Annotated in this window: 19 protein-coding genes and 2 pseudogenes; all 21 read left to right on the top strand. The window is 67.3% G+C overall.

All coding sequences use genetic code 11. The annotated features are described in order from the left end of the window. Positions 1 to 8: 8 nt before the first annotated feature. Positions 9 to 1,094, top strand: coding sequence for a type VI immunity family protein (locus F3J10_RS21550; protein WP_167242945.1), 1,086 nt, complete (start codon positions 9 to 11; stop codon positions 1,092 to 1,094). A gap of 76 nt (positions 1,095 to 1,170) precedes the next feature. Further along, positions 1,171 to 1,500, top strand: coding sequence for a DUF2778 domain-containing protein (locus F3J10_RS36680; RefSeq protein ID WP_167242944.1), 330 nt, complete (start codon positions 1,171 to 1,173; stop codon positions 1,498 to 1,500). Next, a complete protein-coding gene (locus F3J10_RS21540; protein ID WP_167242943.1) occupies positions 1,497 to 1,775 on the top strand; it encodes a hypothetical protein in 279 nt (92 codons plus the stop codon). Before F3J10_RS36680 ends, F3J10_RS21540 begins: the two co-directional genes overlap by 4 nt. Positions 1,776 to 2,287: 512 nt before the next feature. Further along, positions 2,288 to 2,494, top strand: coding sequence for a tail protein X (locus F3J10_RS21530; protein ID WP_013696233.1), 207 nt, complete (start codon positions 2,288 to 2,290; stop codon positions 2,492 to 2,494). A 15-nt stretch (positions 2,495 to 2,509) separates the two neighbouring features. Further along, entirely contained in the window at positions 2,510 to 2,854 is a 345-nt protein-coding gene (locus F3J10_RS21525; protein ID WP_013696232.1) for a putative holin, read from the top strand. 1 nt (position 2,855) lies between these two features. Further along, entirely contained in the window at positions 2,856 to 3,128 is a 273-nt protein-coding gene (locus tag F3J10_RS21520; protein WP_167242941.1) for a phage holin family protein, read from the top strand. Further along, on the top strand, positions 3,125 to 3,937 hold the full coding sequence (locus tag F3J10_RS21515; protein ID WP_013696230.1) for an N-acetylmuramidase family protein: 813 nt from the start codon (positions 3,125 to 3,127) through the stop codon (positions 3,935 to 3,937). Before F3J10_RS21520 ends, F3J10_RS21515 begins: the two co-directional genes overlap by 4 nt. Further along, a complete protein-coding gene (gene lysB / locus F3J10_RS21510) occupies positions 3,934 to 4,383 on the top strand; it encodes an Rz-like lysis system protein LysB (protein ID WP_051598449.1) in 450 nt (149 codons plus the stop codon). Before F3J10_RS21515 ends, lysB begins: the two co-directional genes overlap by 4 nt. After that, positions 4,268 to 4,531: an Rz1-like lysis system protein LysC gene (lysC, locus tag F3J10_RS36330; RefSeq protein ID WP_240155672.1), complete on the top strand. Its 264-nt coding sequence runs from the start codon at positions 4,268 to 4,270 to the stop codon at positions 4,529 to 4,531. The genes lysB and lysC overlap by 116 nt, the downstream gene beginning before the upstream one ends. Then, a complete protein-coding gene (locus tag F3J10_RS21500) occupies positions 4,524 to 4,940 on the top strand; it encodes a phage tail protein (RefSeq protein WP_013696227.1) in 417 nt (138 codons plus the stop codon). The genes lysC and F3J10_RS21500 overlap by 8 nt, the downstream gene beginning before the upstream one ends. 234 nt (positions 4,941 to 5,174) lie before the next feature. Beyond that, a complete protein-coding gene (locus F3J10_RS21495) occupies positions 5,175 to 5,873 on the top strand; it encodes a phage baseplate assembly protein V (RefSeq protein ID WP_167242951.1) in 699 nt (232 codons plus the stop codon). Further along, a complete protein-coding gene (locus F3J10_RS21490; RefSeq protein ID WP_025097764.1) occupies positions 5,870 to 6,232 on the top strand; it encodes a GPW/gp25 family protein in 363 nt (120 codons plus the stop codon). The genes F3J10_RS21495 and F3J10_RS21490 overlap by 4 nt, the downstream gene beginning before the upstream one ends. Further along, positions 6,229 to 7,134, top strand: a complete 906-nt coding sequence (locus F3J10_RS21485) for a baseplate J/gp47 family protein (protein ID WP_167233919.1) — start codon at positions 6,229 to 6,231, stop codon at positions 7,132 to 7,134. The genes F3J10_RS21490 and F3J10_RS21485 overlap by 4 nt, the downstream gene beginning before the upstream one ends. After that, positions 7,112 to 7,669 (top strand): phage tail protein I, encoded by a 558-nt coding sequence (locus F3J10_RS21480; protein ID WP_036035313.1) that lies wholly within the window; start codon positions 7,112 to 7,114, stop codon positions 7,667 to 7,669. The genes F3J10_RS21485 and F3J10_RS21480 overlap by 23 nt, the downstream gene beginning before the upstream one ends. Positions 7,670 to 7,671: 2 nt before the next feature. Then, entirely contained in the window at positions 7,672 to 10,224 is a 2,553-nt protein-coding gene (locus F3J10_RS21475) for a phage tail protein (protein WP_167242939.1), read from the top strand. Positions 10,225 to 10,242: 18 nt separating this feature from the next. Beyond that, positions 10,243 to 10,830, top strand: a pseudogene (locus F3J10_RS21470) (tail fiber assembly protein); the annotation flags it as partial. 313 nt (positions 10,831 to 11,143) lie between these two features. After that, positions 11,144 to 12,316, top strand: coding sequence for a phage tail sheath protein (locus F3J10_RS21465; RefSeq protein ID WP_025097759.1), 1,173 nt, complete (start codon positions 11,144 to 11,146; stop codon positions 12,314 to 12,316). Between the two features lie 27 nt (positions 12,317 to 12,343). After that, complete coding sequence (locus F3J10_RS21460; RefSeq protein ID WP_013696219.1) at positions 12,344 to 12,853, top strand: phage major tail tube protein; 510 nt, start codon at positions 12,344 to 12,346, stop codon at positions 12,851 to 12,853. A gap of 69 nt (positions 12,854 to 12,922) precedes the next feature. Further along, on the top strand, positions 12,923 to 13,258 hold the full coding sequence (locus F3J10_RS21455) for a phage tail assembly protein (protein ID WP_167242937.1): 336 nt from the start codon (positions 12,923 to 12,925) through the stop codon (positions 13,256 to 13,258). A gap of 8 nt (positions 13,259 to 13,266) precedes the next feature. After that, positions 13,267 to 13,386, top strand: a complete 120-nt coding sequence (locus F3J10_RS21450) for a GpE family phage tail protein (RefSeq protein ID WP_013696217.1) — start codon at positions 13,267 to 13,269, stop codon at positions 13,384 to 13,386. Beyond that, positions 13,383 to 15,260 (top strand): annotated as a pseudogene (locus tag F3J10_RS21445) (hypothetical protein); the annotation flags it as partial. The gene F3J10_RS21450 and the pseudogene F3J10_RS21445, both read left to right, overlap by 4 nt.

Here is a 15,260-nt window from a genome sequence, read left to right as displayed (position 1 = left end):
AATCAACGATGAACCACGATCACAAGCAGTTGCAGCGGTTGGCCCAGGCCGGCATGATGCCGAACGCGATTTTCGAGCCTCGCTATGCCCACAAGGGCATCGGTGCCGCCTTGGTTGTGCGCTCGGCAATGTATTTCAAGGGCGGATACACGCGTAACAAACGCGATGCACTCGCGTGGGTGTTCGACCGATATGTGACGGTCGCCAGAGGCACAGGGACGCCCGGCACCGAGCAACCGTTGAAATGGATGTGGTTCAACGGCAAGCGGGCGCTTCCAATCGCCAAAGCGCCGGCGCTGGCGTCACTTGCGTCCAGTGTCGGAGCCAACGAGGGATTCGATGCGACGTTTGTTGGCGGTGATACCGCACGCGAAGCCTCGTTTTACGAATTCACCACGTTCTGCATCGAGCAATTTCAGGCCGATCTCGGCACCAGAGGCCTCGACGTGCTGGTATTCACGTTCCCGGCGCCGGTCGTAAGGGCCAACCCTGAACCGTTTGTGCAGCTGTTCCGCGAAGCGGCGACAGCGGTCGACGCCATACATGGGCACGCAGGATTCGCGGTCAATCTGTCGCCGCCTGGTCGAGTCGAAAACGAAAGCAGCGAATATTTCATAGCGCAAATGCTCGGCCCGGGCATCGATGTCGGCAACCCGATTTCCATGATGGTTCGGGATCTCACGGACCGGCTCAAGACTGTCGACTGGCTCACACTGATCGACAAAGCGATGCTAGGCAAGGTCGGCGGGTTAAGCACCTTGCAATCCGAACTGCCGAAGGATTGGTACGACCTGATGCACTGCGCTCAAGGTTTGCTGATCCGCGCTGGCGTGGCACCAGAGGCTGGCGCGGAAGGCGACACGGCGCCATCTGCCCCGCCTGCCTATGTAGTGCTCAATGCGGCGCTGCGCCCCATTGTCGCCGACACCGTTTCGATTCTTCAGCGAGGCACGGTCAACGGGGACGCCCCCGTCTATAACTCTGTCGCCAGCAGCAACGCCTGGTTACGGCGATACGACGTTTCCGGCGACGAACTGCTGCCCGCAAAAGCCGCTGTCCTCGACACGCCCAAACTACCGTCCTCGGCAGCGTGATTCGGCCCCGGTCACGACAATCGACTCACCTGCAGCGATTCGCACCTGTCTTGCAGACTCCAGGACGGTATTTGCCGTGCCTACTCCTTACGTCAACAATCCCGATGCAACGGCGCTTGTAGACAATGGCCCGCTTCCGAAAGGGATGTACTACATCGTCAACCGACAAAGCGGCGGGCGGCTTGGGTGGCTTTGGGATTCCTTGAGGGATCACGCCATCGTGAATGGCATCAAGCGCGGCAACTTCCGTTTGCATCCCAATGGCCTGCTTGGCGTATGCACTGGATGCATTGCTTTGGTATCCAAGTCGCAATTTGATAAGCCACGAAGGTATCTCTTGGCACAGCCGCCCAAACTCATCCCGGGCACAAATATCAGGCATTACGGAACGGTGTTGGTCCGATGAAAAAGCTATTAAGGCTGGTGGTCGCGATCATGCTCGTCATCCCGGTGTTCTTCCTCGTGACCCGTATCGATGCGGTTCCGCTCTGGCTGTACAGCGAGCGTGGCTTCGATATGCTGGCACCGCTCTTTCGCATTTTTGACGTAGTCGGATCCGAAGGGCAAGACAGCGTTGTCACCGGTGTACTTTTGGCACTCAGCTTTGTGATTTCACTCGGTCTCGTCGCCGGCGGCCACGCTATTCTTCGTTTCATCCGCAAGCGCGGCTGCGGGATGTAGCCGGACATACAACCCCTGCCTTCGGAGTTTCATCGACGCGCCGCGAAGCCTTTCCGGTCAAGCACTTGCGCGCAAGCTGCAGCGCAAAACCAAGGCTGCGCCACCTCAATCAAGCTCGCGCCAGCCCGCCCAAGCTGCAATCCGGCTGCACGGCATCCCCGCCCCACCCGCGCATTACGCCTCGCCCGCCATCGCCCTCGCGACGTAGCACGCTCCGCCCTTCACTGTCCCCATCTCCCCGACAAACCCCGCCCATTGAGCCGCCCGGCGCGAATGCCGAACATGGACACCAGCTCAATCACCCCTGGTCCGGCCTCATCGATGGCGAAGCAAGACACACCGAATCCGTATCGCGACAGCGCGCCCACGCGTCATGTCGAGCGCTTCGTGCGGATCTCCGCGCATTACCTGGGCGCGCCAGGCCTCACGCCGGCCGCGCGCGCCCCGCTCTCGACGAGCCCCGGTTCGCGCCGCGCGTGCGCCCCGGGCCAACCCAAGCAGGAGGCAAGACGATGAAGGTCACCGCTCTGCAGGACGAATCGCTCGACGCGCTGTGCTGGCGCTACTACGGCAGCACCTCCGGCACGGTCGAGGCGGTGATGGCCGCCAATCCCGGCATCGCCGCGCTCGGCGTGGCGCTGCCGGCCGGCACCGTGGTCGAGATGCCTGCGCCGGTGGCGATCGACCAGGTCCGCCCGCTCCTGCAACTCTTCAACTGAACATGGCGACCACGCATGGCTGAACCGAATATCTCCACCGCCGCCGCGCTGTTCGCCGCGCTCGGCATCGTCGGCATCTCGCCCGGCATCGACGGCGACACGCTGATCGGCGCCTTCGCCGGCGCCGCCCTGGTGGTGGTCACCGCCAAGGATCTCGGCATCGCGCGCCGCGCGGCCTACATGCTGATCTCGCTGGTGATGGGCTACCTGGCCGCGCCCGAGCTGATGAACGTGGTGCCGATCCGCTCGGCCGGCGTCGCCGCGTTCTTCGCCGCGGCGCTGGTGATCACCGTCACGCTCACGCTGATCGAGCGCGTCAAGAGCGCCGACCTGCTGGCCTTCCTGCGCAAGGGGCAATGACATGCACCTGTCCTATGCGCTGGTCGCGTTCGCCGCCCATCTCGCCGTGATCGTGCGCGTGCTGGTCTATCGCCGCAACGGCGCCCGGCACCGCTTCCACGTCGCCTGGGCCGCCTGGGCGATCGTCGCCGTCTCGGGCGGCGCCGGCATCGAACTGCTGCTGCACGCGCGCGCCACCGGCTTCTTCCAGGCCGCGCTCGCCGTGCTGCTGGCCATCCTCGTCCATCTCGCGCGTGGCGACATCGCGCATCTACTGCGGAGCAAGCAAGCGTGAACGTCCTTCATTTCAACGACTGCGGCGCCGAGGTCGGCCTGCTGCAACAACGCCTGGTGCGCGCCGGCTACCCGCTCGCCGTCACCCACATCTACGACGAAGCCACCGAGCGCGCCGTGAAGGCGGTGCAGGCCGCCGCCGGCCTGGTGGTCGACGGCATCGCCGGCCCCAAGACCTACAACGCGCTCGCCACCGGCCAGCGCGACCCGCGCGACCTGACCAACGCCGACCTGCTGGCCGCTGCCAACCGGCTCGGCGTGTCGACCGCCTGCGTGCGCGCGGTCAACGAAGTGGAGTCGAACGGCGCCGGCTTCCTCGGCGACGGCCGGCCCAAGATCCTGTTCGAGCGCCACGTGATGTACCGGCAACTCGTCGCCAACCTCGGCCAGGACGCGGCCAGCGCCGCGGCCGCCGCCAGCCCCGACATCGTCAACCCGAGCGCCGGCGGCTACCAGGGCGGCGCCGCCGAATACGTGCGGCTCGACGCGGCCGCCCGGATCGACGCGCGCTCGGCCTACGAGGCCGCCAGCTGGGGCGCGTTCCAGATCATGGGCTATCACTGGCAGCGGCTCGGCTACGCCAGCGTCGACGATTTCGTGTCGCGCATGGAAACCGGAGAAAGCGCGCAGCTCGACGCCTTCGTGCGCTTCATCCTCGCCGACAAGACCCTGCTCGCGGCGCTGAAGGGCCGCAAATGGGCCGACTTCGCCGCCGCCTACAACGGCCGCGACTACGCGCGCAATCTCTACGACGTGCGGCTCGAGCGCGCCTACCAGAAGTACGCCGGCGCGGACCAGGCGGCCGCATGAGCCTGCCGAGCCTGCCCGGCCTGCAGCTCGGCATCGCGCTGGCCGTGCTGGCCGCGGGCGGCGCCGGCTACGAGTACACGCGCCTGCTGCAGGAGCGCCTGGCCGGCGCGACGGCCGCCGCCAGCCAGGCGCGCCAGGACGCCGACGCGCGCGACGCGGTGATCGCGCGGCTCACCAGCCAGGTACGCGAGCAGGACGCGCAGCGCGCGCAGCTCGAGCGCACGCGCGGCCAGGTCGACGCGCGGCTCGCGTCCTATCAACAGCAACTGCGGAAACTGATCGATGAGAACCAAGCGATTCGCGCCTGGGCCGATACTGCCCTGCCTGACGATGTTGTGCGCCTGCACGCCAGTCCCGCCCTCGCCGGCGCCGACGATTACGCTCAACGCCTGCGCGACGGTGACGCGCTGCACGCTGCCGGCAATGCACCCGCGCAGCAACGGTGAGCTCAGCGACGCGCTGAACCAGGCGCGCGCGGCCTGGGCCAATTGCGCCGCCGAGGTGGACATGGTGGCCACCTGCCAGGCCGGCGTCGGCGTCAGCGCCAGCGCCGCCGCGCCCGCCATCGCCTCGGGGGTGAGCGCCCATGAATAAGCCCGCCAGCCTGCGCGCCGCGATCCTCGCCGCGGTGCCCGCGCTCGTCGCCACGCCCGATGCCATGCTGATGTCGATCAGCGCCGGCGCGGTGGTCTCGACCGGCGCGCGCAGCGCCTCGTTCGACTACGAATACGATTGCGAGGTCAACCTGTGGGCCACCGCCGCCGATATCGACAACGTGACGATCGCCCTGCTCGAGTGGATCCGCCTGAACGAGCCCGCGATCGTCGCCAATCCCGATCTCTGGCGCACCGGCTTCACCTTCTACGCGAACCTGCTGGCCGACGATCGCGTCAACCTCGACATCAAGCTGAAACTGTCGGAGAGCGTGATGGTCAGCGTCGGCGCCGACGGCAAGCGTGTCATCCAATACGTGATCGACGCGGATTCGCCATGGCTGCCCTGATCGCCTGAGCTGCCGAACCCCGCCTCTTCCCCGCCTCACCTTCGACGAGCCGCTTCAAGCGGCTCGTTGCGTTTCTCTCGCCCCAATCTTCCATTCCCCATGTAGTTGCGCTCGCAACGACTTATCCGGCATTCGCCCTCGCCTAGTCGAATCCATCCGGACTCCAAACGTACTCGATGCGAACACACATGCCATCGCTCGCCCGGCAAGCGTCACGACGGCAACATGATCGACATGGACGCGAACGAAATTCACCGTAAGGCACGCAACGCGGTACGCAAGGGATCGATCCTCGATGTCGATCATGCGAACGGCCTGTGCCGGGTCGCGATCGGCGAGACCGACGACGACGGCCTGCAGACGAACTGGATTCCCTGGATTGCGGGCACCGCCGGCGCGACGCGCGAATGGCTGCCGCCGACGCGCGGCGAACAGGTGGTGCTGCTCGCGCCGATGGGCGATCCGGCGCAGGCGGTCGCGCTGCGCGGCTTCTACTCCGATGCCGCGCCGCAGCCCGACAACTCGCCCGACACGCATACGCGCGTCTATACCGACGGCGCGCGCATCAGCTACGACCACGCCGCGCATGCGCTACTGGCCGAGCTGCCGGCCGGCGCGACGGTGCGCATCGTCGCGCCGGTGTCGGTGACGATCGAGACCAGGGAGGCCACCGTGAAGGCCGACACGGTCACGCTCGACGCGCAGACCACCACCTGCACCGGCGCGATGACCGTCAAGGGCCCGTTCGCCTTCGAATCGGGCATGACGGGCAAGGGCGGTACCGACGGCGGCGGCGGCAACGTGATGCGTATCGACGGCTCGGCCGCCTTCACCGGCGACGTGATCGCCGGCCAGGTCAGCCTGGTCTCGCACACGCACCAGGCACGCGGCGAGAACGCGATCACCAGTCAACCGCTTCCGGGAGGCGCATGAAAGGCATGAACGCGGTCACCGGCCGCTCGATCTCCGGCGCCGACCACCTGGCGCAATCGGTCACGCGAATCCTGATGACGCCGCTGGGCACCTGCCTGCAGCGCCGCAGCTTCGGCTCCGAGCTGCCCGAGCTGGTCGACGCGCCGAACAACGGCGCCACGCGCGTGCGCCTGTACGCCGCGACGGCCACCGCGCTGATGCGCTGGGAACCGCGCCTCACGGTGAGCAGCGTGCAACTGAGCGCCTCGAGCGACGACCCGCTCGACGGCAGCCAGACCCTCGACATCGAGGGCTGGACCGACCAACTCGACGAGGCCGTCACGCTACGCGTGCCGGTCACGAACGGAGCCCCCGCATGAGAACGACGCCGATCGACCTTTCGCAGCTGCCGGCGCCCGACATCGTCGACACCATCGACTTCGAGACGCTCTACGCCGAGCGCCGCGCGAGCCTGCTCGCGCTCTACCCGGCCGACCAGCAGGCCGAGCTCGCCGCCACGCTGGCGCTCGAATCGGAGCCGCTGGCGCGGCTGCTGCAGGAGAGCGCCTACCGCGAGATGCTGCTGCGCCAGCTGGTCAACGACAAGGCGCGCGGCATCCTGCTGGCCTATGCGAGCGGCTCCACGCTCGACCATATCGCCGCGCTGTTCGACGTCGACCGCCTGCAGATCTCGGCGGGCGACCCCGACAACGGCATCGCGCCGACCTACGAGGACGACGACAGCCTGCGCGAGCGCGTGCAGCTCGCGCCACGCGGCTTCTCGGTGGCCGGCCCCGAGGAGGCCTACGAATTCCATGCGCGCTCGGCCGACGGCCGCGTGCTGTCCGCCTCGGCGAAAAGCCCCGAGCCCTGCGTGATGGTGGTCACCGTGCTGTCGCGAGACGGCGACGGCAGCGCCGACGCGGCCCTGCTCGACGCCGTGCGCGCCGAGCTGGAGGGCAAGCGTCCGCAGGCCGACCAGGTGATCGTGCAGAGCGCCGAGATCGTGCCCTACGCGATCCACGCCACGCTGCGCTTCTTCGCCGGCCCCGATCGCTCGGTGGCGCTGGCCGAGGCGCAGAAACGCGTCACCCAGTTCGCGAGCGACATGCACCGGATCGGCATGGAGGTGACGCTCGACGGCCTCTATGCGGCGCTGCGCGTGCCGGGCGTGCAGAAGGTGCTGCTCGACTCGCCCGCCGCAGGCGTGCCGATCACGGCCGGCCAGGCGCCGTATTGCACCGGCATCGAGCTGGTCGATGGCGGAGTGGCCGATGAATAAGCTGCTGCCGCCGAACGCGACCGTGCTCGAGCAGCGCCTGGCCGAGGCCAATGCGCCGCTCGGCGCGATCCCGGTCACGCTCGACACGCTGATGGACCCGGACCGCATCCCGCTCGCCTTCCTGCCGTGGCTGGCCTGGCACATGGGCGTCGAGACCTGGAAGGACTACTGGCCCGAGCAGGTCAAGCGCGCGCGCGTCAAGGCCGCGATCCGCATCGCGCGCATCAAGGGCACGGCCGAGGCGGTGCGCCAGGTGTGCGCCTCGTTCGGCGCCAACGTGGCGATGCGCGAGTGGTTCGAGACTGCGCCGCCGGGCCAGCCGGGCACCTTCGAAATCGTGCTGACGGTGGGCGAGCGGGACAACGTGCCCGTCACGGCCGACTACGTGGCCGACATCATCGCCGAGGTCGATCGCGCCAAGCGCGGCAGCGCGCACTACACGCTCACGCAGGGCTTCAGCGCGAGCGGCAGGCAACGCATCGGCGCCGGCGCCCAGGCGGCTCTCTATCGCAGGCTGAACCTCACGGATAACTGAACATGGCAGGAAACCTGATCCAAATCACCGATGCCGGGCGGGCCGCGCTGGTCGCGCAGGGCAATACCGGCACCACGGCACGCAAGGTCGTCTCGATCGGCCTCGCGACGGCCAGCTTCGCCTTCGATCGCGGCCTGCAGGCGCTGCCCAACGAGCGCAAGCGCGTGACCACCTTCGGCGGCGACAACGTCGCGCCCGACACCATCCACGTCGTGATCCAGGACGATACGAACGACCAGTATTCGTTGTTCGGCTTCGGGCTCTATCTCGACAACGGCGTGCTGTTCGGCGTGTATGTGCAGGACACGGCGATCATGGAGAAGTCGCCCTCGGCGATCCTGCTGCTGGCGGCCGACGCGGTGTTCGCGAGCATCGATGCCTCGCAGCTGCAGTTCGGATCGACGAGTTTTCTCAACCCGCCTGCAACGACGATCCGCCAGGGCGTGGTCGAGCTGGCCACGCAGGACGAGGTTTGGGCGGGTACGGACGATGTACGCGCGGTGACGCCGCTGGGCGCGGCCAAGCGGTACATGTCTTATGACGGCGGCACGTTCAATGGCGCCGTCAGCGTGCGAAATACGGTGGGTAGCGACAACGCGCAAATCAACGTCTCGCCCACCGATGCGCAGCACGGCAGCGAAGGCAAGATCCGCCTCTTCGCCACCTTCAACGACCCTCGCGTGGCGGACGGATCGCCGCGTGTCATCGCTTCGCTGAACGCGGGTTTCAATAACGGCATCTGGGGCACCGAGTACCTGGACTTCCGCCTCAACGGCAAACCGAACGACACTCGCGACGACAGCAACATGGCTCGCGTGATGCGCCTGACCTACGGCGCGCGCGTGCTGTTCGGCACAATCAACGATGACGGCGTCTCGACCATCCAGTCGGCCGGCGACATCGTCGGACTCGGCGCCCTGACGATCGGCCGCGGCAAGGCCCGCGCGATCGTCAACACCGACGATCTCACCGCCTACTTCGCGGCGATGGGCGACGGCAACACCATGCTCGGCGCAACCGGCAGCGGCGTCACCTCGCTCGTCACGGCGAACCAGGAACGCATGCGCGTGCTGCCGTCGGGACGCGTACTGATCGGCACCACGGCCGATGACGGCCGGAATCTGCTTCAGGTAGCGGGCAACGTCAACGTGACGAACGGCATCACATCGCAGCAGCTCGATGCCGGCGGGGCCAATTTCCGTGCGATCGGCGGCGACTATGGCGCGATGATTCGCAACGACGGTCGTTCGGTCTACCTGCTGTCTACGAAGCAGGGAGATTCCTCCGGGCAGTTCAGCGACTTCAGGCCGTTCTCGTGGGAGCACGCCAACGGCCGCGTCATGATTGACGCCAGCGCGAACGGCACCACGCTGGGCGGCACGGTTGCCGTGCTGGGTGAGTTGCAGGTCGGCCTGAATCAGAACCAGGGCTCGGTACGAGTCGGCCCAATCGACGGCTTCCTGTATTCGAACCAGGACGGCTACGGGTGGTGGACGCCGAGCCACGGCGCATTCCAGTACTACATCGCCGACCGCACCTTCCGCGTCGACGGACAGCGCGTCTGGACCGAGGCGATGGTCGATCCGCTCGACAAGCGCACCGGCGGCACCATCTCGGGCGACGTCACGATGGGCCCCGGCAAGCGCCTGTTCCTCGACGAGGGCACTTCCCTGCTGCCCTCGCTGACCTTTGTCAACGACGGCGCCCCCGATACGGGTCTGTACCACACGTCCGACGGCCAGTTCGGCATTACCTGCAACACCCAGGCGATCGTGTTGTTCGCCGCCGACGGCACGCACTTCAACAGCAACGTGTACGGCCCGACGCCCGCCGCCGGCGATCGCTCGCAGCACTTCGCGACCACCGAGTGGGTGCTCTCGGCGATCTCGAGCGCCTCGGTCGGCCAGATCGTCTTCGAGCCTCGCGCGACGGTGCGCGCCGGCTACCTCAAGGCCAACGGCTTTTCGGTGAATCGCGCCGACTACCCCGAGCTCTGGGCTTATGCCCAGGCAAGTGGCGCGCTGGTCTCGGACAACGACTGGCACAACGGCTGGAAGGGATGCTTCTCGACCGGCAACGGTTCGAGCGACTTCCGGCTTCCCGATCTGCGCGGTGAATTCATTCGCGGATGGGACGACGTGGGCAGCATCGACGCGAACCGCACGATCGGCTCCTGGCAGGACAGCCAGAACCGAGGGCACGCGCATAGCACGACAGTCACCGCTGTGGCGGACCACGTGCACGGTGCATGGGCGAGTGGTGTGGCTGCACACAATCACCACGTGAACGACCCCGGACACGTGCATCAGTACAACACCAAGGTCAATACGCAACCGCAGAGCGGCGGATCCACCTGGTGCTGGGTAGGCGACGCAACCGCATCGACGACACCGGCCGGAACCGGAATTTGGCTCGATAGCGACGGAGCTCACGGCCACGATATCGGCATGAACCCCGCCGGCGGCCACACCCACGCCGTCACCATCAACGCCGACGGCGGCAACGAATCCCGCCCCCGAAACATCGCGCTGCTCGCCATGATCCGCGCCTACTAAACCTACGGACAACCAACCATGCTGATCCATCACTACAGCTCGTCCACCGGCGAGTACCTGAGCAGCGGCCAGCCCGACGCGGACCCGCGCAACGACGGCCGCTGGCTGATCCCCGCCAACGCGACGCTCGACGCGCCGCCGGAACGCACGCCCACCAGCTGGCCGTTCTATCGCGACGGCGCCTGGTTCCTGCTGCCCGACTATCGCGGCCGGATCTGCTACCGCACCGACACCGGCGAGCCGGTCGAGATCTCGGTGGCCGGCAAGACGCCCGACGAGCTGGGCCTGACCACCGAGCCGCGTCCGTCGCCGCGCCACGCGTGGGTGGATGGCGCCTGGGTGGTGCCCGCCTCGGTGATCGCCGCCGAGCAGCAGGCCGCCGCGCAGCAGACCTTCGACATGCTGATGGCCAAGGCCCGGAAGGCCAACGAAGGCAAGGCCGACGCCTATGCGGCCGGCCAGCTCGACGACGAGGGCATCTATTACTTCAAGGCCTGGGCCGCGTACCAGATGTCCCTGGTTTCCGCCTTCGAGGGTGCGAGCTCGCCCGACGCGATCGTGTGGCCGTCGCAGCCGGCGCCCTATTTGCCGCCGAAGGCCGAGCCGCTGCCGCCGAGCACGTCGACGTCGACCGATCCGACCAGCTCGACCACCCCTGCCGACACGAACGCGACGACGAGCACGACGACGGACTCGAACACCGGCACCACGCAGCCCGCCGCCTCGGACCAGTCCCAGAACCCGACCCAGGATCCGTCCAGCCAACAGGCAACGACCGATCCGACGTCGACCGCGCAAGCCGCGTCCACCCAGGAATCGACGTCGGAGACGGCCAGCGCGCCGGCGCCGACCTCGACCGCGCAGCCGTAAGCCGCGCGCCGCATCACCCCGAACCCCTCTCACCACTGGAGATTTAGCTATGCCGCAGGATTACCACCACGGTGTACGCGTCATCGAAGTCACGGACGGCGGCCCGCCGATCCGCTCCGTCTCGACGGCCGTGCTCGGCATCGTCTGCACGGGCTCCGACGCCGACGACGCCACCTTCCCCCTCAACACCCCGGTGCTGCTGACCAACGTGGTCTCGGCGCTCGGCAAGGCCGGCACCAAGGGCACGCTGTACCGCACGCTCAACGCGATCGGCCAGCAGACCAAGCCGATCACGGTCGTGGTGCGCGTGCCGGACGGCAAGGACGACGCCGAAACCGCCTCGAACGTGATCGGCACGGTCACCGCCGACGGCAAGTACACGGGCGCCAAGGCGCTGCTGACCGCGCAGGCGAGCCTGGGCGTGAAGCCGCGCATCCTGGTCGCACCGGGCCTGGACACGCCGGCGGTGGCCAATGCGCTGGCGCCGATCGCGCAGTCGCTGCGCGCCTTCGTCTACGTCTCGGCCTACGGCTGCAAGACCAAGGAAGACGCGGTCACCTACCGCAAGCAGTTCGGCCAGCGCGAGCTGATGGTCGTGTGGCCGGATTTCCTCGGCTGGGACAGCACCACCAGCACCACCGTGACGATCCCCGCGCCGGCCATCGCCGCCGGCCTGCGCGCCAAGATCGACAACGACATCGGCTGGCACAAGACGCTCTCGAACGTGGTGGTCAACGGCGTGACGGGCATCTCGGCCGACGTGTCCTGGGACCTGCAGGACCCGGCCACCGACGCGGGCTACCTGAACGAGAACGAAGTGACGACGCTGGTGAACTACAACGGCTTCCGCTTCTGGGGCTCGCGCACCTGCGCGGCCGACACCAAGTTCGTGTTCGAGAACTACACGCGCACCGCGCAGGTGATCGCCGACTCGCTGGCCGAGGCCCAGATGGGCAACGTCGACGGCGCGCTGAACCCGTCGCTGGCCCGCGACATCATCGAGAACATCAACGGCTGGTTCCGCCGCCAGATCTCGAACGGCTACCTGATCGGCGGCAGCTCCTGGTACGACCCGGAGCCGAACACCTCCGACGAGCTCGCCTCGGGCGCGATGTACATCGACTACGACTACACGCCGGTGCCGCCGCTCGAGAACCTGATGCTGCGCCAGCGCTTCACCGACCGCTATCTCGCGACCTTCGCCGATCGCGTGACGGCCTAACCACGGCCCAACCTGGAGTCAGACACGATGGGAATGCCACGCAAACTCAAGAATTTCAACCTGTTCTACAACGGCAACCGTTTCGCCGGTGAGGTGCAGGAACTCGAGCTGCCCAAGCTCAAACGCAAGACCGAATCCTGGCAGGGCGCCGGCATGAGCGGCCCGGTCAAGCTGGACCTCGGCAACGAGGAAATCCAGCTGGTCTGGACCTGCGGCGGGTTCATGGAAGACGTGCTCGGCCAGTGGGGCATCACTACCCACGACGGCGTGCTGCTGCGCTTCGCCGGCGCCTACCAGGCCGAGGACAGCGCGAAGTACGACTCGGTCGAGATCGTGGTGCGCGGCCGCCACGAGGAAATCGACATGGGCAAGGCCAAGGTCAAGGACGACACCAGCTTCAAGGTCACGACCAACGCCAGCTACTACAAGCTGTCGATCAACGGCTTCGTGCTGATCGAACTCGACTTCATCAACATGATCGAGAACGTCAACGGCACGGACCTCGCCTCCGGCCTGCGCAACGCGATCGGCCTGTAACACCCCGGCCGCGCCGACCGGCGCGGCACCGCTTTCCCTCACCTCAACCTAGCCACCATGAGTGACGACATGAACACGGAAAACCAGGATCCGACGAGCACCAGCGACAACGCCGAGAACACGCACACGCTCGACACGCCGATCGCGCGCGGCGAGCAGACGATCACCCAGGTGAGGCTGGCCAAGCCCGATGCCGGCGCGCTGCGCGGCACCTCGCTGTCGGCGCTCGTCAACCTCGACGTCGACGCGCTGTGCAAGGTGCTGCCGCGCATCACGAGCCCGGCGCTGACCGCGGCCGACGTGCGCGCCATGGACCCCGCCGACCTGGTCTCGCTGGGAGGCATCTTCGCCGGTTTTTTGATGCCGAAGTCGCTGAAAGCGAGCATGGAATCCCCGAGCGCGTAGAAGACGCGATGGCGGATATCGCGACGGTGTTCCACTGGGCACCGCGCGAGATGGACGGCTTCTCCCTGACGGAGCTGATGGACTGGCGCGAACGCGCACGGATACGTAGCGGACACGAGGAAACATGAACGACGCCGACAAGCTGCGCGTGATGCTGGACACCATCACCGCCTGGACCCAGTCCGCGCAGGACGCGCTCAAGCGCGCGTCCAAGCCCGCCGAGGCATTCAACAAAGACATCGAGAAGCTGGGCGAGGAGCTCGACAGGCTCGGCAAGCAGCAGGACTCGGTGAAGTCGTTCCGCGCCATGCGCGGCGAGCTGGCCGGCACCTCGAAGGAGCTGGCCGCCGCGCAGGCGCGCTTCAACACGCTGTCGCGCGGCATGCGCGCCTCCGGGCCGCCCTCGCAGCAGATGATCGGCGAGCTGGCCAGCGCGCGCGGCGCGCTGATCGAGCTCGGCACCCGGCACAAGAGCCAGACCCAGGCGGTGCGCGAGCTGCGCGACGAACTCGGCCGCGCCGGGCTCGGCACGCGCGAGCTGGCATCCCGCCATCGCGAGCTCAACGCCGATATCGCCGACACCAAGAAAGCCTTGGACCGCGCGACGCAGGCCGAGGAACGCCGCAAGAAACTGGAGGAGAACGCCAAGGTCTTCAAGGAAACCGGCGAGTCGCTGCGCGAGGCCGGCAAGTCCGTCCTGGAGGGCCTGCACAAGGCGATCGACGCCTCGAAGGAGGTCGACGACGCGCGCGCGCAGATCCGCGCGCTCGGCGTCGACGAGCAGACCGCGCGACAGGCCGAACGCTACGCGCGCACCGCCAACTCGCCCGGTATCAGCATGGCCGGCAGCCTCGGCCTGATGCGCGACTCGCTGCAGATGACCGACACCGAGGCGCTGGCGGAAACGCTCAGCACCGCGACGGCGAAGATGCAGTTCAGCAACCTGGCCAAGTACGACGACAAGGAAGCCAAGGCCAACAACGCCAAGGTCACGGCCCTGCTGGCCGTCGCGCACGATCGCGACGGCTTCAAGGATGCCGCGGGCATTGCGCGGGAAACCGACGCGATCCAGAAGCTGATGAACATCTCGGCCGGCGACATCAAGCCCGCCGAGTGGGCCGGCTTCATGAAGGCCGGCGGCGATGCGGCCAAGGGCCTGAGCACGGACGCGCTCTACTTCCAGATGAAGTCGCTGTTCGACACGGTGGGCAGCGGCGCGGCCGCCGGCAAGGGCATGGCCGCCCTGGTCAACCAGCTCGCGCAGGGACACACCACCGCAAAGGCCACGCAGAACCTGGTCGATCTCGGCTTCATCGACCGCAAGGCGGTCCACCACGGCAAGGACGGCGCCGTGACCGGCTTCGACCAGGGCGCGTTGAGAGGCGACGCCTTGCTGCAACGCTCGCCGCTGGCCTGGGTGGACGCCGTGCTGGTGCCCGCGCTCGCGAAAAAGGGCATCAAGGACGACGACAAGGTCGCCGAGCTGCTCAATTCGATCCTCCCCAATGCCGATGCCGCGAAGCTGCTCATGTCGATCTACCAGCATCGCGCCGACATGAAGCAGGACGAGGAAAGCGGCAGCAAGGCGGCCGGCGTCGACGCCAGCGCGCAGGCCGCCAGCGGACTCACGCGCGCCAAGGAAGCCGACCTGCATGCCAAGTTCGAGACGCTCAAGGCGCTGATCGGCGAAACCGTCACGCCGCTCTACAACAGCGGCCTCGACATGGCCGTCGGCGCCCTCACCAAGCTCAACGCCTTCATCACCAATCACAGCGGCGCGGCGCGGGTGATCGGCACGGTAGTCGCCGCGGTCGCCGGCCTGGTGTTCGGGCTCGGCTCGCTGCTGGGCGTGCTGTCCAGCGTGGTCAGCGCCTATGCCCTGGTGCGCAATACGATGAGCGTGCTGGGCCTGCGCGGCAACGTGCTCAGGCGAGGGCTCGACCTGGCCAGCGGCGGCTGGCGCATGCTCGCCGGCAGCGCGACGGCCAGGTCGAGCCCTCGA

Source organism: Burkholderia sp. Cy-637, assembly GCF_011753175.1.
In the GTDB taxonomy this organism is placed as follows: Bacteria; Pseudomonadota; Gammaproteobacteria; order Burkholderiales; family Burkholderiaceae; genus Burkholderia; species Burkholderia gladioli.
The sequence above is the reverse complement of the archived record's forward strand: the minus strand, read 5'-3'. Positions and strand labels throughout refer to the sequence as shown.